We start from the raw sequence: 21,784 nt of genomic DNA, 5'->3' as shown, positions 1-21,784 counted from the left end.
GCTCCTTCGTACTGGCGGCTGCTGAGACACACTCTGCCACAGGGCGGCCGCGGCGATCAGGGGTGGTGGATCGCGTCGTCGTGGTCGATGTGCGGGACGACCGTCGCCTGGAACGCGTCGACGGTGCGATCCACCACCTGCTGGAACGGGCTGTCCCAGATGTCCTGGTTGAAGAGCTCGACCTCGATGTCGCCGGTGTACCCCGCCGCCTCGACGGCACGGGTGAGCGAGCCGAAGTCGACGACGCCGTCGCCCGGATAGTGCCGGGAGAGGAGGACGTCCGCGGCGAGCGGCGTCGCCCAGTCGCACGCCTGGTAGCTGGAGATCCGACCGGTCGCGCCCGCGCGGGCGATCTGCTCGAGCACCTGCGGGTCCCACCAGATGTGGAAGGTGTCGACGACCACTCCGACGGCCTCCGGAGCGAACTGCTCGGCGATGTCGAGGGCCTGACCGAGCGTCGAGACGACCGCGCGGTCCGAGGCGTACATCGGATGCAACGGCTCGATGGCGAGCTGCACGCCGGACTCGAGCGCGTGGTCGGTGAGTTCACCGATCGCGTCTCGGACGAGTTCGCGGGCGCCGATGAGGTCACGGGATCCGGCCGGGAGGCCGCCGACCACGAGGACGAGGGCCGGTGCGCCGAGGGCGGCGGCCTCGTCGATCGCGGTCCGGTTGTCGTCGATCGACCTCCGGCGAGCCGGCCCCTCGGGCATGGTGAAGAAGCCACCACGGCACAGGCTCGAGACACGCAGGCCGCTGTCCGTGAGGAGGCTCGCCGAGGCTGCGACGCCGTACTCCTGAACCGGCTCGCGCCAGGCGCCGAAGCTCGTGACACCGGCCGCGGTGACGGCTGTGACCGCCTCCGGGAGGGTGGCGTACTTGATCGTGGCCTGGTTGACCGAGAGTCGCGGGTGCGGGGTGAGGTGGCCGCTCACCGCTCCCTGAGCTTGTCCCGCCGCTCCCTGAGCTTGTCCCGCCGGTCCCTGAGCCTGTCGAAGGGCGGTGGCGCTCATCGGGTTCCTCCCGCAGTGGTCAGCGTGCCGACGACACCGGCCGTGCGCAGCAGGCCCGTCCAGCGTTCGGCGGCGAGCTCCGGGTGCTCGAGTGCGCCGGCCGCGTCGGCGAGGCGCACGATCTCCGACAGGTGCGGCAGGCTCCGGGCAGCGTGCAAGCCGCCGACCATCGAGAACGCCGGCTGGTGGTCGTTCAACCAGCTGAGGAAGGCGATGCCCGTCTTGTAGAAGTAGGTCGGCGCGGCGAAGATCTGCCGCGACAGGGCCTCGGTCGGTCGGAGGATCCGCTCGTAGGCGGCCGGGTCGCCGGCGTCGAGCGCCTGGATCGCGGCGGACGCGGCCGGAGCGATCGCGGTGAACGCACCGAGCAGGGCGTCGGAGTGTCCGACCGTGTCTCCGGCGATGAGGTCGACGTAGTTGAAGTCGTCCCCGGTGAACATCGTCGTGCCGGCCGGGAGGCGACGTCGGACGGCGATCTCCGCGTCGGCGTCGAGGAGGCTCATCTTGACCCCGGCGACGTGGTCGACGTGGTCGGTCATGATGCGCAGCAGGGTATCCGAGGCCTCGGCGACGTCGCTTGCGCCGAAGTAGCCCTCCAGGCTCGGGTCGAACGCCGTGCCGAGCCAGTGCAGGACCACGGGCGACTGCGCGGCCGACAGGACCCGGTCGTAGACGCGACGGTAGTCGTCGGCGGACTGCGCGGCCCTCGCCAGGTGTCGGCTGGCCATGAGCACGGTCCCGGCGCCCGCGTCCTCGGCGAACGCGAGTTGTTCGAGGTAGGCGTCGGCGACCGCGTCGAGCGAGACGGTCTCGTCGGCGAGGTGGTCGGTGTTGACGCCGACGACGAGCGCGCCGCCGACGGAGGCGGCCTCGGCGGCGCTCCGGGTGATCAGCTCGCGCGTGGCGGCGGTGTCGAGCCCCATGTTCCGCTGGGCGGTGTCCATCGCGTCCGCGACGCCGAGGCCGTACGACCACACGTGGTGGCGGTAGGCGAGCGTCGCGTCCCAGTCGAGCTCGGCGGGCGCGCCCGGCACGTTGTCGCCCCAGGCCGTCGGGACGACGTGTGCCGCGGCGTAGGCGGTGCGGCTCGCCAGGGGCGTGGTCGGGCGCTCGGCCACGACGGGCTCGCGGAGCTCCTGCGCGGTGACCGTGCCGTCGGTCGAGAGCAGCGGGACGGACGTCATCGTGCGACCGAGGCCTCGAGCGACGCCAGCTCCTCGTCCGCGCCGGCGACGTCGCCCGCGCTTCCGAGCGTCACCTCGGGCAGGTCGAGGCGGCGACCGGTGCGCGAGCTCTCGAGGCCGAGCTCCGCGAGCAGGACGCCGCGCGCGCCGGCGAGCAGGTCGTACTCGTAGGGGCCGTCCTCGACGACGTGGAGGAGGAACTCCTCCCACTGCGTCTTGAACCCGTTCTCGAACACGTCGTTCGTCGGCACGTCCTGCCAGTCGCCCGCGTAGTCGTGGTCGTCGGCGAGGTCGGGGTTCCACACCGGCTTCGGGGTGACGTTCCGCGGCTGCACCTTGCAGCCGAAGAGGCCGGCGACGGCGGAGCCATGCGTGCCGTCGACCTGGAACTGCACGAGCTCGTCGCGGTCGACGCGCACCGTCCAGCTGGAGTTGAGCTGGGCGATGACGCCGCCCTCGAGCTCGAAGACCCCGTAGGCGGCGTCGTCGGCGGTGGCCGCGTAGGCCTCGCCCCGTTCGTCGAAGCGCTCGGGGATGTGCGTCGTCGCCTTCGCGTACACCGACTCGACCCGACCGAAGAGGTTCTCGAGCACGTAGCTCCAGTGCGGGAACATGTCGACGACGATGCCGCCGCCGTCCTCGGCCCGGTAGTTCCAGCTCGGGCGTTGCGCCGGCTGCCAGTCGCCCTCGAACACCCAGTAGCCGAACTCGCCACGGACGGAGAGGATCCGACCGAAGAAGCCCGAGTCGATGAGGCGCTTGAGCTTGCGCAGCCCCGGCAGGTAGAGCTTGTCGTGCACGACGCCGTTCTTCACGCCCGCCTCGGCGGCGAGGCGTGCGAGTTCCAGCGCCTCCTCGAAGGTCTCCGCCGTCGGCTTCTCGGTGTAGATGGTCTTGCCGGCCGCGATCGCCTTGCGCAGCGCGGTGGCGCGGGCCTTCGTGACGAGGAAGTCGGCGTAGATGTCCCAGCGGGGGTCGGCGAGGACCGCGTCGAGGTCGGTCGAGGTGTGCTCGATGCCATGACGCGTGGCGAGCTCGTCGAGGGTCGCCTGGTTGCGGCCGACGAGGATCAACTCGATCTGGCGTCGGGTGCCGTCGGACAGCTGCACACCGCCCTGCTCCTGGATGGCCAGCAGCGAGCGCACGAGGTGCTGCCGGTAGCCCATGCGCCCGGTGGCGCCGTTGACGATGATCCCGATGGTCTGCTCTGACACGGTGGCTCTTCCTCTGGTTCGTGTTCCGGTCCCGGCGGCCGCGGGCCATCCGGAAAGCGTTTACCGGGTCACTGTAGAACGGCGCGCGCGGTCAAGGCAAGCGTTCGAACCGATTCGGTCGCAGGTGATCACAGATCGGACACGGATGCGGATTGAATCGTTGCATCGTCCGACGGGGCCGTGATAGAACTTGATGCAGCTCAGCCGGGAAACGCTTTCCGGGAAGTCATCAACGACGATCGACAAGGAGGTCCGACGTGGTCCGTGCAACTCCAGGAGCGCCCAGGACGACACTCGCGAGGGGTGTTCGGTGAGCGCGCTCGGCGAGCTCCGCAAGCTCAGCGCCGGCAAGCGCCCGCAGACGGCGGCCGAGAAGGCCTTCATCAAGAAGGACAACCGCCGCGACAACAAGGCCGCCTACCTGTTCCTCCTCCCGTGGCTCATCGGACTCGCCGTCATCACCGTCGGCCCGATGGTCGCCTCGCTCGCGCTGTCCTTCACGAAGTACAACCTGCTGCAGGCGCCGAAGTTCATCGGCCTGGACAACTTCATCCGCATGGTGGGCGATGAGCGCCTCCACAACTCGCTCGGCGTCACCTTCGTGTACGTCTTCGTGTCGGTGCCGCTCCAGCTCGCCGCGGCACTGGCCCTGGCCGCTCTGCTCGACCGCGGTCTCCGCGGCCTCGCGATCTACCGGTCCGTGTACTACCTGCCGTCGCTCCTCGGCTCCTCCGTCGCCATCGCGGTGCTGTGGAAGCAGGTGTTCGGCGGCGAAGGCCTCGTGAACCAGTTCATCGCGATCTTCGGGATCGAGGGACGCAGCTGGATCGCCGACCCGTCGACCGCCCTCTCCACGCTCATCACGCTCAACGTGTGGACCTTCGGCGCACCGATGGTGATCTTCCTCGCCGGTCTCCGCCAGATCCCCGTCATGTACCACGAGGCGGCGCAGATGGACGGCGCGACGAAGTGGCAGCGCTTCACCAAGATCACCCTGCCGCTGCTCACGCCGATCATCTTCTTCAACCTCGTGCTGCAGATCATCCATGCGTTCCAGGCCTTCACGCAGGCCTTCATCGTGTCGGGCGGAACGGGCGGCCCGGCCGACTCGACGCTGTTCTACACGCTGTACCTCTACAACCGCGGATTCTCGAACTTCGACATGGGCTACGCCTCGGCCATGGCCTGGTTCCTGCTCCTCATCATCGGAGTCTTCACCGCGATCAACTTCTGGGCCTCGAAATACTGGGTGAACTACGATGACTGACACGCTGACCACACGGTCCATCACGACGGACAGCAAGAACCGCAGTCGCGAGGCCAAGGAGGCCGAACGCCAGTACCGCCGCGCTCGTGGGTGGTCGCCCTGGAAGTCGGTCCTGAAGCACATCGGCCTGATCCTCGTCGGCTTCATCATGCTCTACCCGGTGATCTGGCTCGTCGTCTCCTCGCTCCGCCCGACGGAGGAGATCTTCCGGAACCCCGGCATCGTCCTCGACAGCTTCGAGGTGAGCAACTACAGCGAGGGCTGGAACACCCTCTCCGAGCCGTTCCACGTGTTCCTGCTGAACTCCGTGCTCATCGTCCTCGGCTGCATCGTCGGCAACCTCGTGTCCTGCTCGATGGCCGCCTACGCCTTCGCCCGACTGAAGTTCAGCGGCAAGCGCTGGTGGTTCGCGGCGATGCTCATGACGCTCATGCTGCCGATCCACGTCATCATCGTGCCGCAGTACATCATGTTCTCCCAGCTCGGCTTCGTGAACACGTACCTGCCGCTGATCCTGCCGAAGATCCTCGCGACCGACGCGTTCTTCGTGTTCCTCATGGTGCAGTTCATCCGCGGCATCCCGAAGGAACTCGACGAGGCGGCGCGCATCGACGGCTGCGGTCACGCCCGCATCTTCGGGGTCATCATCCTGCCGCTCATGGTGCCGGCGCTCGCGACGACCGCCATCTTCACCTTCATCTGGACCTGGAACGACTTCTTCAGTCAGCTCCTGTACCTGACGAAACCGGAGATGTACACGGTGCCGCTCGCCCTCCGGGCGTTCATGGACGCGCAATCCTCCACCTCGTGGGGGCCGATGTTCGCGATGAGTGTCGTCTCGCTCCTGCCGATCTTCCTCGTCTTCCTGTTCGGTCAGCGGTTCCTGTTGAAGGGCATCGCGACGACCGGCGGCAAGTGAAGCCCGACCCACCGACCAGCACCACCGAAGCACCCGCACCAGACCCAGCACCACCGGATCCAGCAGCTCCGGATCCGGATCGATCGATTCGAAAGGGAACAGCATGAGCATCAGCAAGCACGGCAGAGCCGCCGGCTTCATCGCGACGGGAGCCGTCGCGGCCCTCCTCCTCGCCGGCTGCAGTGCCGGGGGCGACGCCGCCACCGAACTGTCCGACGAGCCCGTCACCCTCCGCTTCACCTGGTGGGGCAACGACGCCCGTACGGCGGCCACCCAGGAGGTCATCGCGGCCTTCGAGAAGGAGTATCCGAACATCACCATCGAGCCGCAGTTCACGGACTGGGCCGGCTACTGGGACAAGCTCGCCACCGAGACGGCGGCGAACGACACCCCCGACATCATCCAGATGGACGAGAAGTACATCGCCACCTACGGCGACCGGGGCGCGCTCCTCGACCTGAACACGGTCACCGACCAGCTCGACCTCGGTGACTTCCCCAAGGAGACGCTGACGTCCGGCACGGTCAACGACTCGCTCTACGGCGTCCCCTCGGGCATCACGAGCTACTCCTTCGTCGTGAACCCCGACCTGCTCGCCTCGGCCGGCATCGAGATGCCCGATGACGAGACCTGGACGTGGGACGACTTCACCGAGCTGAGCGAGCAGGTCTCGGCAGCCGGTGGCGGATCGATCTACGGCTTCCAGCCCTTCGGCTTCGAGGACGGCGGCCTGAACAACTGGGCCCGTCAGCACGGCGACGAGCTGTACAACGACAAGGGCGAGGTGTCCATCAAGCCGGAGACCCTGTCCTCCTGGTGGACCTACCTCCTCGACCTCGTGAACGCGGGAGCGACGCCGTCGCCCTCCGCGATCATCGAGAAGCAGGCCGGTGGGCTCGCCGAGTCCTTCACCGCGACCAACTCGGCCGCGTTCGCCCCCTGGTGGAACAGCCAGCTGACGGCCCTGACCGAGGCGAGCGGGTCGCCGCTCGAGCTCCTGCGGGTGCCGACGGTGGACGGCGGCGCCGATGGTTCCGCCTACTACAAGCCGTCGATGTACTGGTCGGCGTCCGCCCGGACCGAGCACCCCGCCGAGGCGGCGCTGTTCATCGACTTCCTCGCCAACAGCGAGACCGCGGCCGACTCGCTCCTCACCGAGCGCGGCGTCCCGGCCAACACGAAGATCCGCGAATACATCACGCCGAAGCTGGCCGAGACCGACCAGGCGGTCGTCGAGTTCCTCGACGGGCTCGCCGACGACATCGGTGAGCCGCCGACCGTCACGCCTGCCGGTGGCAGCGCGATCGAGGCGCTCGTCAAGCAGTACACCGAGCAGGTCCTCTTCGGGAAGAACACGCCCGACCAGGCCGCCGAGGGGTTCATCAAGGACCTCAAGGCCGCGGTCGCAGCCGGCTGATCCGGCCACAGCCTCTCGACCGGCTCGGGAACGACGTCCGTTCCCGAGCCGGTCGATCGGTAGCTCCACCACCGCTTCATCCGAGGGGATCCCGTGACCACCGACCACCGCCCCCGTCCGACCGGTCTCGCGCTGACGCACGAGGTCGGTTCGGCCATCACCGTGCACTTCGACGGGATCGACATCCTGCGGTACACCTACCGTCCGGACACGGTCCAGCGCGAGTCGCCGAAGCCGTACCTCCATCCGGTGCGGACGGCCGGTGGCGCACTCGTGACGCTGACCAGACCGCACGACCACGTCTGGCACACCGGGATCGCCTGGGCCCTCCCTCACGTCGGTGATGACAACTTCTGGGGCGGCCCGACCTTCACCGGGACCGCCTACGAACAACTCGCGAACAACGGTCGCTCCGAGCACGTCGCGGTCACGGACGCCCGTGCCGACCCGGGCGAGGTGCGGTTCGCGCACACGCTCAGGTGGATCACGGAGGACGGTCGGCACCTCGTCGACGAGGAGCGCGCGCTCACCGTGCGACCGGCCGCCGGCGACTGGACGCTGACCTTCGAGACCCGGATGCGCAACGTCTCCGGCCGGGACCTGTCGATCGGATCGCCCACGACGAAGGGGCGGGAGAACGCCGGCTACGGAGGGCTCTTCTGGCGCGGCCCGCGATCCTTCACCGGCGGCACCCTGCACACCCCCGACGGGAGCGGCGGTGAGGAGCTCCGCGGCACCCGCCACGCGTGGATGGGGTTCACCGGCCTCCACGACGGAACGGCCGCGGCGTCGAGCATCGTCATCGTCGACGACGTGCGGAACCCGGCGCACCCGCCGCAGTGGTTCGCGCGCACCGAGGAGTTCGCCGGCCTCTGCCCGGCCCCGTTCTTCAGTGAGGAACTGCCCTTCGGAGCCGGCGAGACCCTCGAGTTCCGCTACGCCGTCGTCGTCGCCGACGGTCCAGCCGGGGACGGCCGGGCCGCGGCGCTCGCCGCATCAGGTCGAGACGCGCTCGAACGGGCGCGTTCTGGCCGTGCCGATCACCACGACAGCGCGCCGACCACAGCGCCCGCCGCACCGACCCGGAAGGACCCACACGCATGACCACGACCCGCGAACGCTACGCCCTCATCGGCACCGGACACCGCTCGCAGATGTACCTCGACGCCATCGTCGGCCCGCACGCCGACGTCGCCGAGCTCGTCGCCTGGAGCGACAGCAACCCCGGCCGGCTCGACCACTACGAGGCGGTCCTCGCCGAGCAGGGTGTCGCGCTGCCGGCCCGATACGGCCCGGACGACGTCGAGCGGCTCATCGCCGAGCAACGCGTCGACCGGGTGATCGTGACGACCCCCGACTTCACGCACGCCGAGATCGTCTCACGCGCGCTCCTCGCCGGTGCCGACGTCGTCGTCGAGAAGCCGCTCACCATCGACCGTGAGGGCGTCGAGCGCATTGCAGCGGCCGTCGCCGAGAGCGGCCGGAACGTCGTGACGACCTTCAACTACCGCTACAGCCCGCGGAACTCGGAGCTGCGCCGCATCGTGCAGGACGGTGGGATCGGACGGGTGACGAGCGTGCACTTCGAGTGGGTGCTCGACACCGTGCACGGCGCCGACTACTTCCGTCGCTGGCACCGCGAGAAGGAGCACTCCGGCGGGCTCCTCATCCACAAGGCGTCGCATCACTTCGACCTCGTCAACTGGTGGATCGGGGCTCGGCCGGCCTCCGTCTACGCCACCGGAGGACTCCGCTTCTACGGTGACGCCAACGCGGCCGAGCGCGGGCTCGCGGCGCGTCCGGGGCGTGGATCGGTGCCGGACGACGCCGAGGCGGCGGTTCGCGGGCGTTCGACCGACCCGTTCGCCCTCGACCTGCGTGACGACCCGCGGCTCGAGTCGCTCTACCTGCGGGCCGAGCAGCACGACGGGTACCTGCGCGACCGCGACGTCTTCTCGCCCGGGATCGACATCGAGGACAACCTGTCCGTCCTCGTCGAGTACGACGGTGGCGCCTCGCTCAGCTACTCCCTGAACGCCCACGCGCCGTGGGAGGGGTATCGCGTCGCCATCAACGGGACGGAGGGCAGGGTCGAGCTCGAGGTCGTGGAGCGCGCCGCCGTGCTCGTGGGGGCCGACGGGCGCGTCGTCCTCGACCCGAGCCTGAGCGGCGACGGCGAGACCGCGGACGGCGCCGCGTCCGTCGCGCCGGTGCGCTCGCGCGGGGAACGCCTCGTGCTGCAACGCCATTGGGAGGACGCCCGCGAGATCGAGATCCCCGAGGGCGTCGGCGGACACGGCGGCGGCGACGCGTTCCTGCTGCGGCACCTCTTCGAGCGCGTCACCGAGGACGAACTGGGACGGCCTGCCGGCTACGATGACGGCGTCCGGGCGATCTCGGTCGGCATCGCCGGGAACGAGTCGCTGCTGACCGGGCGTCCGGTCGCGACGATCGCGCCGTGAGCTCCGGCCCGGATGCCGGCGCCGGCGCTGACTCGGACGTCGGGTCGACCCCGGCCACTGAGCCGGTGACCGAGCCCGCCCAGATCACCGAGTCTGTCCCGGCCGGTGAGACTGTTCCGGTCGCTGAGCCCGTCCCGGTCGCCGAGCCTGTTCCTGTCACCGAGCCTGTCGAGGTGCGGTCCCGGACAGGGTCAGTCCCGGCCCCGGATGCTGCCTTGCGGGACGGTCCCGTACCGGTCGGCGTCCCGGTCGCTAGCCACGTCCCGGTCGTGGACCATGTCCCGGTCACCGAGCCCGTCGGGGTGCGGTCCCGACCGGTCACACCTTCACCTGCGCGCGAATCCCGTCTGCGGGCGCTCGCCGCTCGCTTCCGCGCATCCCCGCACCAGAGCAACCCGGGCGACCGGTCGCTCGGCAGGACGCGCACGCGCCTCGACGAGATCCTCGGTGTCCTCCCGCGACCGGCGCAGACCGAGCCGCCCGAGGAGCTCGGCAGCTGGACCCGCGACGGCGTCGACGGGGTCGAACTCCGCTGGTCGACCGGGTTCGGCGCGTCAACGTCGGCGTGGCTCCTACGGCCGGCCGGCGAGACCGGCGTGCTCCCGGGTGCGCTGGCCCTGCACGACCACGGTGGGTTCACGCGCGTCGGGCGGGAGAAACTCGCGGACGGACCCGATGGTGTCCCCGCCACGTCGACCGTCACGCGCGAGGAGCTGCAGGCGTTCCGTGACCGTTACTACGGAGGCCGCGCCGTCGCGTCCGACCTCGCGCGCGACGGGTTCGCCGTGCTCGTCCACGATGTGTTCGGGTGGGGCTCCCGACGGATCCCGGACGAGGCCGTCGCCGAACGCTTCCATCGGACCGTCGACTTGCAGCTCGCCGGCCGTCGGGCTGCGTCGGTGCAGCGCGGGGAGGAGGCTACAGCGGTGTCGCCCGGGCAGCGGTCCGAGCTCCTCGCGGCGGCCAACGAGCCGCAGCTCGCGAAGGAGCTGGGCGTCCTGGGCACCTCGCTCGCTGGTCTCGTCCTCCGCGACGACCTCATCGCGCTCGACCAGCTGGCGGCCGCGCCCGGGGTCCGTTCCGGAGCCGTCGCGTGCTTCGGTCTCTCCGGTGGCGGCGCCCGGGCCGTTCTGCTCGCAGCCATGGACGACCGGATCCGTGCTGCCGGCGTGGTCGCGATGATGTCGACGTTCGACGGTGTGCTCGACGGGCACGCCGATCAGCACTCGTGGTCGTTCCTCTCACCGGGGCTGTCGCGGGTCGGTGACTGGCCGGAGCTCGCATCCCTGCGCCCCCGCTTGCCGCTGCTCGTCCAGTACGCCGAGCGCGACGAGCTCTTCGAGCCGGCGGGCATGCGTGAAGCGCACGCGATCCTCACGGAGCGGTACCGGGTCGGCGCCGAGCACTCGGCCTACACGGGCACCTTCCACGACGAACCGCACAGTTGGTCGGCACCGATGCAGGCCGAGCTGCGTGCCTGGCTCGCCGCCACCCTCGCCTGACTCGCCCTGGTCCCGTCCCCAACTCAGGAGATGTCCGGTGTGTCGTGCCCGGGCTGGAGCGGCGCGCCGGGGGAGTCCTGAGTTGGGGACTGTGGTCACGGTGTTCGCAACTCAGGACGGCTGCGGTGTGTCGGGCACGGGGCGGGTGCTGTGGCGCACGGCGCGCCGGGTGCGTCCTGAGTTGTGAACGTAGGCGGTGGAGTGTCCCCAATTCAGGAGACATCCGGTGTGTCGCGTCGCGGTTGCGGCGGCACGCCGGGGGAGTCCTGAGTTGGGGACGGTGGTCGCGGTGTTCGCAATTCAGGATGGTTGCGGTGTGTTGGGCCCGGGGCGGGTGCTGTGGCGCACGGCGCGCCGGGTGCGTCCTGAGTTGTGAACAGGGGTGGGTGTGGTTGGTCGGGGTGTCCCCAACTCAGGAGACCTCGGGTGTGTCGCGTCGCGGTTGCGGTGGCGCGCCGGGGGAGTCCTGAGTTGGGGACGGACCGGACGGTGGTCAGGCGCGGGCTGCGGCGGGGAGTTCGAGGACGCCGTCGACGCGGCGGGGGAGACGGAGTGGGTTCGCCTCGTGCAGGGCCTCGGGGAGCACACGCTCGGGTGCGTCCTGGTAGACGATCGGACGTTGGAAGCGGCGCACCGCCGACGCGCCCACCGAGGTGTGGAGCGAGGTCGTCGCCGGCCACGGTCCGCCGTGGTGCTGCGCCCAGCCCACCGCGACACCCGTCGGCCAGCCACCGAAGAGCACCCGGCCGGCGATCGGCTCGAGCCGTGACACGAGACCAGTGATGTCCTCACCGGGCGCCGCGTGCACGGTCGCCGTGAGCGCGCCACCGACCTCGGCCAGGACCGCGTGCAGCTCGGCATCGTCGGCGACCTCGATGACGAGCGTCGCCGGCCCGAAGATCTCCTCGAGCAGGACTTCTGGCGCGTCGAGCACCGTCGCGGCGGTGGTCGCGAGGACGGTCGGAACGCCAAAATCCGCAGCCGCCGTCTGGCCGCCGAGGAGCGTCCGCACCCCGGGATGGCCGGCGGCGCGAGCGGTGCCCGCGGCATACGCCTCGGCGATGCCCGGCGTGAGCATGCGCCCGGCGACGGCGTCGGACGCCGCCTGAGCGACGAGCTCGGCGAACCCGCTGCCGCTCGGTACGAGGACGAGACCAGGGTTCGTGCAGAACTGCCCCACACCGAGCGTGAACGACGCCGCCAGCCCACGCGCGAGGTCCGCCGCCGCCTCGCCCTGCAGTGCGGCCGCGGTGATGACGACCGGGTTCGTGCTGCCGAGCTCGCCGTAGAACGGGATCGGGGCCGGCCGCTGCGACGCCAGGTCGAACAGTGCGCGCCCGCCGGCGAGTGAGCCCGTGAACCCGACCGCGGTGATCGCAGGATGCTGCACGAGGGCGGTGCCCTGCTCGCGACCCTCGACGAGCGCGAACGTGCCGTCCGGGGCGCCGGCCGAGCGCAACGCATCGACCACGATCGCCGCGGTCAGCCGGGAGAGTCGCGGGTGGGCGGAGTGCGCTTTGACGATGACCGGACATCCGGCCGCCAGCGCCGACGCCGTGTCGCCGCCGGCGACCGAGAACGCGAACGGGAAGTTCGACGCGCTGAAGACCGCCACCGGTCCCGTCGGCCGGAGCATCCGTCGCAGCTCCGGCTTGGGCGGGGTGGCGGAGGCGTCGGCGTGGTCGATGACGACCTCGAGGAAGGCCCCGTCGCGGAGGACGGCGGCGAACAGTCGCAGCTGGCCTGTCGTCCGCGCGACCTCGCCAGTGAGGCGCGTGGTTCCGAGGTGGGACTCCTCGTCGGCGAGTGCGACGAGCTCGTCGACCCGGGCGTCGAGGGCGTCGGCGACGGCCTCGAGCCAGGCGGCCCGGGTCGAGGGCACCGTGGATGCGAGCTCGGAGGAGGCCGCGGCTGCTGCCGCGGCGACGTCGTCGACGGTCGGAACGGCGGCACGTCCGGCGCCGGACGCGGCGTCGCCAGCGTGACCTGCGGGCGTGACGGTGCCGCCGCCGGGGCCCACGCTGCTGCTGCTTCCGTTGCCGTTGCCGCGGCCGTCGGTACCGTTGTCGTTGCCGTCGTTGCCGTCGTTGCCGTCGTTGCCGTCGTTGCCGTCGTTGCCGTCGGTGTCGTCGATACGGCCGCCGACGCCGTTCGGGTCGTCGGTGCGCGCCCTGGCGGGGGTGGTGTGGTCGATCGTGCCGGTGCTGTGGTCGGTGTCGTGCATGGTGATGGCTCCTCGAGGATGCGGATGCGGCAGGTGATGATTTGGGCGTCTGGTCGGCCGATCAGACAACGTCAGTGGGCGTTGATAACGGTCTCGGTGATCCGGTCGCGGATCACGAAGCCGAGGCCGGGGCGCTGCTCGACCTGCACCAGGCCCTCCGCGATGGTGACCGGCCCGGGCGGGTCGATGGCGCCGATCGCGACGAAGCCCGCGTCCTCGACATCCTCGACCTCGGTGCGCTGCGGGAGGGCGAGGGCGAGCTGTCCGGAGAGGTCGGGGAGCAGGTGCGGCGCGAGCGTCAGCCCGGCGTCGTCGACGAGCGCGGCGATCGCGAGGAAGGGGGTGATGCCACCGACGCGGACCACGTTCGGTTGCAGGACGTCGGCGACGCCACGGTCGACGAGGTCGCGGAACCGGTGGATCGTGTGCACGTTCTCGCCCAGAGCGATCGGGATGTCGGTCGCCTGACGCAGCCGTTCGTATCCCGCGGTGTCGTCGGAGCGCAGCGGCTCCTCGATCCAGGCCGGGGCGACGACACCGAGCCGTTCCAGGGAGGAGACCGCTTGGTCGACGTCCCAGCGCTGGTTCGCGTCGATCATGAGCCGGCGGTCCGGTCCGAGCAGTTCGCGCACCATCGTCACGCGGTCGACGTCCTCGGCGAGGTCGGGCTTGCCGACCTTGATCTTGACGGCGTCGTAGCCCGCCGCGATCCACCGCTCGACCTGCGCGGCGAGCGAGGCGGCGTCGAGGTGGAGGTTCACCCCGCTGCCGTACGCCCGGACCGTGTCGCGTCGACGGCCGAGGAGGTCGGAGAGCCCGAGCCCGGCCCGTCGTCCACGGAGGTCCCAGAGCGCGGTGTCGAGCCCGGCAAGCGCGATCGTCGTGATCCCGCCGCCACCGGCCTCGTGCAGATGCGCCCACAACCGGGGCCACAGCGCTTCGGGGTCGGTCGTCGATCCGACGGCGGCGGCGGAGATGTCGTCGTCGAGCAACGCCCGGACGGCCGTGGCTCCGATGGTCGGCGTCCACGTGAAGCCCGACCCGGTCGCCCCCTCGTCGTCGACGACGTCCACGCGGATGAGATGCAGCCACGGGGCTTCGGGCACCCACGGGCGCGGCATGGCGAACCGGCCGAGCGAGGTGGTGATGGAGGCGATCCGGGTCATCGTCAGCGCCCTGCGGCCAGCGTCGCGTGCTCGGCGACGAGGTCGGCACCGGTTGCGAGGAGTGCCTCCAGGCGGTCGGTCTGCTCGGGGGTCGGATCGACGAAGGGCGACCGCACGGAACCGACCGGCAGGCCGCCGAGCCGGACGCCGGCCTTGATGAGCGACACGGCGAAGCCGGGGGTCTCGTCGCGGAGGGCGACCAGCGGCCGGTAGAACTCGCGGAGCAGGCGCTCGCGCAGCGGTTCGTCGTGCTCGGTGTACGCGCGGTAGAACAGCGTCGCGAGCTCGGGCAGCATGGCGAAGACGGCCGAGGAGTAGAGCGGGATGCCGATGCCGCGGTAGGCGGCCTGCGTGAGCTCGGCGGTGAGGAGGCCGTTGAAGAAGGCGAAGTCATCGCGTCCCTCCTCGTGCACCGCCAGCACGATGTCCTGGGCGGCCGCGACGTCGCCGACGCCGTCCTTGAAACCGACGACCTGCGGGTTGCGGGCGAGGTGGCGCATCGTCGCCGTCGTGTACCGGGCGTTGTTCCGGTGGTAGACGATCGCCGGGAGGCTCGTCGCCGAGAGGACGTCCTCGACGTACGCCTGCAGACCGGCCGCCGGCCCGGAGACGAGGTATGGGGGCATGAGCAGGATCGCGTCGGCTCCCGCCTCTTCGGCCGCCACCGCGAGTTCCTTGGCGGTCGCCACGCCTCCTCCGGCGCCACCGATGACCGGGACGGCGCCGTCGACGACCTCGACGGTCCGTCGGACGACGCGGGCGGCCTCCGACGGCGACATCGCGTGCAGCTCGCCGGTGCCGCAGGCGGGGAACACCCCACCGGGCCGGTGTTCGAGTCGCGACTCGAGGTGGGTGCCGAGGAGCCCAAGGTCGACCTCGCCCGCGGCGTCGAAGGGGGTGATCGGGAAGTACAGGACGCCGTCGAAGGCGAGCGGTGCTGGCATGGTGGAGGTCCTCGTCATCGTGGGGCTGGGGCTGGAACAGGAGTGGTGGCCGGCCGGCCGGTGTCGGCGGCGAGCAGATCGGTGAGCCGGGCCGCCTCGGCGGGGCTGAGTGCGGACCGCCAGTCGTGCTCCGGGCGCCACCCGAGGTGGGCGGTCGCCTTCGCGCTGCTGAAGGCGGCGGCTCGATCGACGAGTCCGTCGGCGAATCCGGCGGTGCTCGGGACCTGCGCGGGCAGCAGGGTGGACAGGGGTGCGAGGGCCAGGGCGTCGTCGGCGCCGACGAAGTACACCTCGCCGGAGTGTCGGGCTTCGGCACGATCGATCCAGGCGGCGACGAACCGGCCGGCGTCACGCGCGTCCACGTAGTTGTAGAGGGAGACGGCCGCGAGCGCGGGATCGGCGAGCCGGTCGACGATGGTGTGCCCCTGCTGCGTCGGCGCGCCCTCCCACTCCTCCGGGGAGACGACGAAGCACGGCCGGAACGCACCGGTCACGACGGCGTCGCCGTGGGCTCGGGCGAGCATCGCGACCGTCGACTCGATCGCGACCTTCGACAGCGCGTAGGCGTTCCACGGGGCGACCCGGTGCTCCTCGGTGATGGGGAGCGCCTCGGGCGTCCACCCGTGCGGGGCGCCGTAGCCGATGACGGTCGGGCTGCTCGCGGCCAGCAGCCTGGTCGCCCCGGCGGCGATCCCGGCGGTGAGGGCGGTGAAGGCGAGCGTCTGGTTGGTCGCCAGGATGACGTGCTCCGGCGCGCTGAACGGCACCGCGATCGCCGCCAGGTGCACGACGGCGTCGGGCCGCAGGGTGGCGAAGAGCTCGTGGGTCGCATCGTGGTCGAGGAGGTCTGCGGTCCGGCCCTCGACGCCGGGGAGTCCGGGGTCGGTCCGATCGACGGAGACGACCTCGTGGCCTGCTTGGGCGAGGGCGCTCGCGACGCTCCGCCCGAGTCGTCCTGCACCGCCGGTGACGATGATGCGCATCGGTGTCCTCTCTGACCACGTCCGGGTCGACCGGGTCGACCACGCAAACTGGGAAACCGGTTTCTCAGAGCGAGCCTATAGGATGATTGAGAACGGCACCACCCGTGACGAGTTGAACGAGGACGTATGAGCAACCGGTTCCCCAGTGCTGGCCCGACGCCGACGATCTCGGACGTCGCCGTGGAGGCGGGCGTCTCGAAGGCCACCGTGTCGCGGGTGCTCAACGGGAAGGCGACCGTCGACGCGGCGATCGCCGACCGCGTCCTCGCCGCGGTGGACGCACTCGGCTACCGCCCGAGCATGCTCGCCCGAAGCCTGTCGCTCGGCCGCACGAACACCATCGGGGTCGTCGTGCCCGACCTCGAGAACCCGATGTTCCAGGAGATCCTGCGCGGGGTCACCCGGGCCGCGGCGGCCGACGGCTACCGCGTCCTCGTGACCGACACCGAGGAGGACCCGACCGACGAGGCGGCGGCGGCCCGCGAAGCCCGCCGTCGCTGCGACGCGATCGTCCTCTGCTCACCCCGTCTGGCCGAGCCGGAGCTTCGAGCGCTGCTCGCCGAACTCCACCCGGTCGTGCTCGTCAACCGCGAGCTCGCCGACTCGCCCGTGCCGTCGGTGTCCATCGACTACGCCAGCGGCATGGAGCAGGTGCTCGCCGAGCTGCACGCGCTCGGGCACCGGCGCATCCTGTACCTCGCGGGTCCCACCGCGAGTCAGGGCGATCGCCTCCGACGGGTCGGCATCGCCCGCGCGTGCTCGGACCACGACGACCTCTCCGTCGACATCGTGACGGCCGGATCAGCGCTGGTGGACGGCGCGACGGTCGTCGACACGGTGGTGCAGCACGACGCGACCGCCGTGGTCGCCTTCAACGACCTCGTCGCCCTCGGGCTCGTCTCGGCGCTCCGCGGTGCCGGTGTGTCCGTCCCCTCGGCGCTCAGCGTGGTCGGCTTCGACGACATCCCGTTCGCGGCGTTCGCGGTGCCGGCGCTCAGCACGGTGTCCGTCCCGCGACGCGAGCTCGGCGCCGAGGCGTGGACCAGACTGCGCGACACGATCGGCGGTGCGGAGGGTGGACACCCGCTCGTCTTCCGGCCCCGGTTCGTCGCCAGGGAGAGCGCCGCCGCCCGCCCGGCCGCGAGTCCGCCCGTCTGGCGTGGAACCGACCACCCCATTTCACCGGAGCTGACCGCCCGGCTCGGCGACCGCGAGGTCCTCGTCCTCCACGACGGCAGCGGCCTCGAACCGACAGACGCCCCGCGACCGTTCGCACACCCCGTCACGTCGCTCGGCGGGACCGTCGTCACGGAATCCGCTCCCGAGGACCACCCCCACCATGTCGGACTCTCGATGGCCGTCGCCGACGTCGACGGCGTCTCCTACTGGGGCGGTCGCACCTACGTCGCCGGGCAGGGGTCGACGATGCTCGACAACCACGGTGTCCAGCGCGTCACCGAGACCGAGGTGGACGCCGGTGTGCTGCGTCAGTGGCTCGACTGGATCGGACGCGACGGGACGACGCAGCTGAGGGAGTCGCGCCGCACGGTCGTCGAGGAGTTCGCCGTGCCTGGCGTCGGGAGCGGGAGGTCGGCGCTCCGCGTCGCCGTCTCCAGTGTCTTCCGGACGACGGGATCGACGGTGACGATCGGATCGCCGGCCACCAACGGCCGCGAAGGTGCCGGCTACGGCGGATGGTTCTGGCGGTTGCCCGCGGACGCCCACCGGTCCGTCCTCAGCGCTGACGGACCGGGGGAGTCGACCGCGCACGGCTCGCGTGCGGCCTGGGTCGCCTTCGTCCTCGACGCCGACGGGAGCGCTGACACACAGACTGGCGACACCACCGGGCCCGCCCCGACGCCGCCTCGACGCCCCACCACGGTCCTGTTCCGACAGCCCGCAGCGAACGCCTTCCCCTGGTTCGTCCGCGCGGCCGAGTACCCGGGTATCGGGGTCTCGCTCGCCGCGACCAGCCGCACCACCATCACCGCCGACACCCCGCTCGTCACCGGTCTGGAGGCGGTCGTCGTCGACGGCGCTCTGGACGCGCAGCAGGCGGACGCCATCCACCGCGCGCTCCTCACCGCCGAGGAACGCAGCACCGAACCGCGCAGTACTGAACCGCGCAGCACAGGGAGTGACGCATGACCAGCACCGAGCACGCCACCGCCACCACCGCCCCGACCGTCGTGGTCGTCGGGATCCACGGCCATGGCGCCAGCCACGTGGCGGCAGCCAGGGCGCTCGCCGCGACCGGCGCGATCCGTCTCGTCGGACTCGTCGACCGGACCTTCACCGAGGAGGACCGCGCTGCCGGGGACGCGCCGCTCCGCGACTCGCTGGAGGAGTGCTTCGCCGCCGGGCGGGTGGACGTGGTCATCCTCTCGACCCCGATCCACACGCACCTGGACCTCGCCGTCGCCGCCCTCGAGCACGGCGCCGACGTGCTGCTCGAGAAGCCGCCGGTCACCTCGAACGACGAACTCGACCGGCTGCAGGCCACCGCCGCCCGGACCGGCGGGCTCGTCCAGGTCGGGTTCCAGAGCCTCGGATCGCACGCGATCGGTGAGATCGCCGAGGTCGTCGCCGGCGGGGAGATCGGGGCCGTGACGGCGCTCGAGGCGAGGGGCACCTGGGTCCGCACCGTCGGCTACTGGACGCGTGCCGCGTGGTCGGGCAGGCGCACGCTCGACGGCACACCCGTCGTGGACGGCGTCGTCACCAACCCCTTCGCGCACGCGGTCCAGACCATGCTCCGACTCGGCGGCACGACCGACCGCGCGGCGATCGCCACCATCGACCTCGACCAGTACCGGGCGAACGACATCGAGGCCGATGACACCTCGGTCGTCCGCATCACCCCACAGCGCGGTCCGATCATGACCGCGGCGCTCACCCTGTGCGCGCAGGAGACGACCGACCCGGTGGTCACGGTCCGCGGGGAGCTCGGCTCGATCCGGTTCCACTACACACGCGACGAGGTCGAGCTGGTCGTCGACGGCGTCACCCTGCGACGCTGGACGACGGGCCGGACCGACCTGCTCCCCGACCTCCTCCGCGCGCGCGAGGCGGTCCGGGCTGGTGAGGATGCCGCACTCGTCAGCTCCCTGGCCGACGCGTCCGCCTTCACCGCCGTCCTCGACGCGGTCCGGTCGGCCCCAGCGCCACACCGCATCCCCGCTGATCTCGTCGAGTGGCTCGGGGCGGGCGACGAGCGCCGCCCCGTCATTCCGAGGATCGAGGAGCTCGTCGCGGAAGCGGCCGCCACCGGCAGCACCTTCGCCGAGCTCGGGACCGATTGGGCCCGGCGATGAACCACGAGCGGCCCGGTCCGGACGAGGACGACCGCCGTCGCAAACACGCCCGACTCGCGTCGCTCCTGGAGGCCCGCGGAGCAGGCACGATCGTGCTGCGGTCCGCCGCAGCGGTCAGCTGGTACCTCGACGGCTCGCGCGTCCACGTGAGCCTCGCGGCCGACCCGATCGTCGCGGTCGTGGTCTCGCCGGGCGACGCGTGGCTCGTCGCGACCTCCAACGAGGTAGACCGGCTGCAGGCCGAGGAGCTGCCCGACATCCGCGTTCGGACGGTGCCGTGGCACACGCCGATCGACGCGGTGCTGCCGAGTGGGGACGGGGTGCTGCAGGAGGCCGACATCGCCGCCGAGCTGCGCGCCGCACGTGCGTCGCTCCTCCCGGCCGAACTCGCGCGCTTCCGTTCGCTCGGGCGGGAGACGACGTCGGCGCTCGAGACGCTCGTCGACGAGCTCGACCCCGCCCGGACGGAACGCGCGGTCGCTGCGGACCTCGCCGGGCGCCTCGTCGCAGCCGGTATCGACCCGCTCGTCCTCCTCGTCGCCGGGGAGGGCAGACTCGCCCACCGGCACCCGCTGCCGACCGAGGGGCGACTCGGTTCCCGGGCGATGCTCGTCGCCTGCGGCCGCCGCGACGGGCTCATCGTGAACCTCACGCGGTGGTTCGACGAGGGCGGCACCCCGGCGGAGCCGTTCGCCACGGACATGCAGCGCATCCGCGCCGTCGAACGCGCCTATCTCGACGCCACCGTGCCAGGTGCTTCGCTCGCCGACATCCTCCGCACGGGGAGTGCGGCCTACGCCGAGCAGGGCTTCGACGCCGACGAGTGGACGAGGCACCATCAGGGCGGTGCGGCCGGCTACGCGGGACGCGATCCGCGCGCCACGCCTGAGGCGACCGACGTCGTCCAGCTCTGGCAAGCCTTCGCCTGGAACCCGACCGCCCCCGGCGTGAAGGTCGAGGACACCGTCGTGGTCACGCCGGACGGTGTCGAGGTGCTCACGACGAGCACGGCCTCGACCCACCCGACCCCGTCCACCGTGGGAGGCTGAAGACATGACCCGGCACATCGTGATCGCACCGGACTCGTTCAAGGGCACGGCGACCGCCGCGGAGGTCGCCGAGGCGATCGCCGACGGGTGGCGGACCATTCGGCCCGACGATCTCCTGCACTCGCTCCCCATGGCCGACGGCGGCGAGGGCACGCTCGACGCCTTCGCGGCCGCCGTGCCCGGGGCGCGTCGGCACCCGATCACGGTCACCGGCCCGGTCGGCGACCCGGTGGACGCCGAGTGGCTCGAGCTGCCCGACGGTTCGGCGGTCGTGGAGCTCGCCCAGACGAGCGGGCTGACCCTGCTCGACCCCCTGCAGCCGTTCGCGGCGCACACCGTCGGCTTCGGTGAGGCCATCGCGGCCGCCCTGGACCACGGTGCGCGACGCCTCCTGCTCGCGATCGGGGGAAGCTCCAGCACGGACGGTGGAGCCGGGCTGCTCACCGCGCTCGGAGCGCGGCTGGTGGACGCCGACGGTGGACCGGTGGCGCCCGGCAACGCCGGACTCGCGACGCTCCGCGACATCGACACCGCCGGACTCCGCGCGCTGCCGCCGGACGGCGCGGTCATCCTCAGCGACGTGACCAACCCGCTGCTCGGCGACCGCGGTGCCGCTGCGGTCTTCGGCCCGCAGAAGGGCGCGACCACCGCCGACGTCGCGGTCCTCGACACCAACCTGGCCCGGTTCGTGAGCCGCGCTGCGGAGGTTTTCGGGACGGACCGTGCGGAACGCGCCGCGGCCGAACCCGGTGCCGGTGCCGCGGGCGGTGCGGGCTACGGCCTCCTGCTGTGGGGCGCCACCGCCACTTCGGGCGCGCGCGGTGTCGGCGAGGCGATCGCCCTCCCGGAAGCGGCCGCCACGGCGTCGATCGTGATCACGGGCGAGGGCCGCTTCGACGACCAGACGGCCGACGGCAAGGTCGCCTCCTGGGTCGCCGGGCTCGCGGCGGACCGGACCATGCTCGTCGCCGGGGCGATCCAGGCGCCCACCGAGGGGATCTTCCTCGCGGCGGCATCGCTCACGGCGCTGGCCGGCGGTGTCGAGGCGGCGATGGCCGAACCGCTCGTCCACCTGCGTGCGGCAGGGGCGGCACTGGCCACCCGGTACCGCCCCTGATCAGGTCAC

17 protein-coding genes are annotated in these 21,784 nt (G+C 71.4%); 10 read left to right on the top strand and 7 right to left on the bottom strand.

The genetic code is table 11. The annotated features are described in order from the left end of the window. Positions 1 to 56: 56 nt before the first annotated feature. The 3 genes from GV015_RS18210 to GV015_RS18200 all read right to left on the bottom strand — a co-directional run bounded on the left by GV015_RS18210 (position 57) and on the right by GV015_RS18200 (position 3,363). On the bottom strand, positions 57 to 935 hold the full coding sequence (locus tag GV015_RS18210; RefSeq protein WP_236555536.1) for a sugar phosphate isomerase/epimerase: 879 nt from the start codon (positions 933 to 935) through the stop codon (positions 57 to 59). A gap of 74 nt (positions 936 to 1,009) precedes the next feature. Next, a complete protein-coding gene (locus GV015_RS18205) occupies positions 1,010 to 2,197 on the bottom strand; it encodes a dihydrodipicolinate synthase family protein (RefSeq protein WP_159879883.1) in 1,188 nt (395 codons plus the stop codon). Next, positions 2,194 to 3,363, bottom strand: a complete 1,170-nt coding sequence (locus tag GV015_RS18200) for a Gfo/Idh/MocA family protein (RefSeq protein WP_124770000.1) — start codon at positions 3,361 to 3,363, stop codon at positions 2,194 to 2,196. Before GV015_RS18200 ends, GV015_RS18205 begins: the two co-directional genes overlap by 4 nt. A 358-nt stretch (positions 3,364 to 3,721) precedes the next feature. Here GV015_RS18200 and GV015_RS18195 point away from each other — a divergent pair, with 358 nt between their 5' ends. The 6 genes from GV015_RS18195 (at position 3,722) to GV015_RS18170 (ending at position 10,978) form a co-directional block, all read left to right on the top strand. Beyond that, positions 3,722 to 4,678: a carbohydrate ABC transporter permease gene (locus tag GV015_RS18195; protein WP_371416579.1), complete on the top strand. Its 957-nt coding sequence runs from the start codon at positions 3,722 to 3,724 to the stop codon at positions 4,676 to 4,678. Continuing rightward, positions 4,671 to 5,597 carry a carbohydrate ABC transporter permease gene (locus tag GV015_RS18190; RefSeq protein ID WP_079706749.1) on the top strand — a complete coding sequence of 309 codons (927 nt, stop codon included), beginning with the start codon at positions 4,671 to 4,673 and terminating at the stop codon, positions 5,595 to 5,597. Before GV015_RS18195 ends, GV015_RS18190 begins: the two co-directional genes overlap by 8 nt. Before the next feature lie 103 nt (positions 5,598 to 5,700). After that, complete coding sequence (locus GV015_RS18185) at positions 5,701 to 7,014, top strand: ABC transporter substrate-binding protein (RefSeq protein ID WP_124767322.1); 1,314 nt, start codon at positions 5,701 to 5,703, stop codon at positions 7,012 to 7,014. Between the two features lie 93 nt (positions 7,015 to 7,107). Continuing rightward, a complete protein-coding gene (locus tag GV015_RS18180; RefSeq protein WP_159879879.1) occupies positions 7,108 to 8,118 on the top strand; it encodes a PmoA family protein in 1,011 nt (336 codons plus the stop codon). Continuing rightward, the gene (locus tag GV015_RS18175; RefSeq protein WP_159879877.1) at positions 8,115 to 9,476 is read left to right on the top strand and encodes a Gfo/Idh/MocA family protein; all 1,362 of its coding nucleotides are present in this window, start codon (positions 8,115 to 8,117) and stop codon (positions 9,474 to 9,476) included. The genes GV015_RS18180 and GV015_RS18175 overlap by 4 nt, the downstream gene beginning before the upstream one ends. 269 nt (positions 9,477 to 9,745) lie before the next feature. Continuing rightward, positions 9,746 to 10,978 carry a dienelactone hydrolase family protein gene (locus GV015_RS18170; protein WP_159879875.1) on the top strand — a complete coding sequence of 411 codons (1,233 nt, stop codon included), beginning with the start codon at positions 9,746 to 9,748 and terminating at the stop codon, positions 10,976 to 10,978. Between the two features lie 493 nt (positions 10,979 to 11,471). On the opposite strand, the gene GV015_RS18165 is transcribed toward GV015_RS18170, so the two are convergent. The 4 genes from GV015_RS18165 to GV015_RS18150 all read right to left on the bottom strand — a co-directional run bounded on the left by GV015_RS18165 (position 11,472) and on the right by GV015_RS18150 (position 16,295). Further along, positions 11,472 to 13,202 carry an aldehyde dehydrogenase (NADP(+)) gene (locus GV015_RS18165; protein WP_159879873.1) on the bottom strand — a complete coding sequence of 577 codons (1,731 nt, stop codon included), beginning with the start codon at positions 13,200 to 13,202 and terminating at the stop codon, positions 11,472 to 11,474. A 71-nt stretch (positions 13,203 to 13,273) separates the two neighbouring features. Then, the gene (locus GV015_RS18160) at positions 13,274 to 14,368 is read right to left on the bottom strand and encodes a mandelate racemase/muconate lactonizing enzyme family protein (protein WP_159879871.1); all 1,095 of its coding nucleotides are present in this window, start codon (positions 14,366 to 14,368) and stop codon (positions 13,274 to 13,276) included. A 2-nt stretch (positions 14,369 to 14,370) separates the two neighbouring features. Next, on the bottom strand, positions 14,371 to 15,312 hold the full coding sequence (locus tag GV015_RS18155; RefSeq protein ID WP_124769998.1) for a 5-dehydro-4-deoxyglucarate dehydratase: 942 nt from the start codon (positions 15,310 to 15,312) through the stop codon (positions 14,371 to 14,373). A gap of 14 nt (positions 15,313 to 15,326) precedes the next feature. Beyond that, the gene (locus GV015_RS18150) at positions 15,327 to 16,295 is read right to left on the bottom strand and encodes an NAD(P)-dependent oxidoreductase (protein ID WP_159879869.1); all 969 of its coding nucleotides are present in this window, start codon (positions 16,293 to 16,295) and stop codon (positions 15,327 to 15,329) included. A 126-nt stretch (positions 16,296 to 16,421) separates the two neighbouring features. On the opposite strand from GV015_RS18150, the gene GV015_RS18145 reads away from it, so the two are divergent. Genes GV015_RS18145 through GV015_RS18130 form a run of 4 tightly spaced genes read left to right on the top strand, consistent with a single transcriptional unit; the run spans position 16,422 to position 21,775 of the window. Next, entirely contained in the window at positions 16,422 to 18,443 is a 2,022-nt protein-coding gene (locus GV015_RS18145) for a DUF6807 family protein (RefSeq protein ID WP_159879867.1), read from the top strand. Continuing rightward, the gene (locus tag GV015_RS18140; protein WP_159879865.1) at positions 18,440 to 19,609 is read left to right on the top strand and encodes a Gfo/Idh/MocA family protein; all 1,170 of its coding nucleotides are present in this window, start codon (positions 18,440 to 18,442) and stop codon (positions 19,607 to 19,609) included. The genes GV015_RS18145 and GV015_RS18140 overlap by 4 nt, the downstream gene beginning before the upstream one ends. Beyond that, the gene (locus tag GV015_RS18135) at positions 19,606 to 20,658 is read left to right on the top strand and encodes a Xaa-Pro peptidase family protein (RefSeq protein ID WP_236555535.1); all 1,053 of its coding nucleotides are present in this window, start codon (positions 19,606 to 19,608) and stop codon (positions 20,656 to 20,658) included. Before GV015_RS18140 ends, GV015_RS18135 begins: the two co-directional genes overlap by 4 nt. A 4-nt stretch (positions 20,659 to 20,662) precedes the next feature. Continuing rightward, a complete protein-coding gene (locus tag GV015_RS18130) occupies positions 20,663 to 21,775 on the top strand; it encodes a glycerate kinase (protein ID WP_159879863.1) in 1,113 nt (370 codons plus the stop codon). Positions 21,776 to 21,784 lie beyond the last annotated feature (9 nt).

The sequence above is a fragment of the Plantibacter sp. T3 genome, from assembly GCF_902506515.1.
In the GTDB taxonomy this organism is placed as follows: domain Bacteria; phylum Actinomycetota; class Actinomycetes; order Actinomycetales; family Microbacteriaceae; genus Plantibacter; species Plantibacter auratus.
This window is presented reverse-complemented; position numbering and strand designations above follow the sequence as displayed.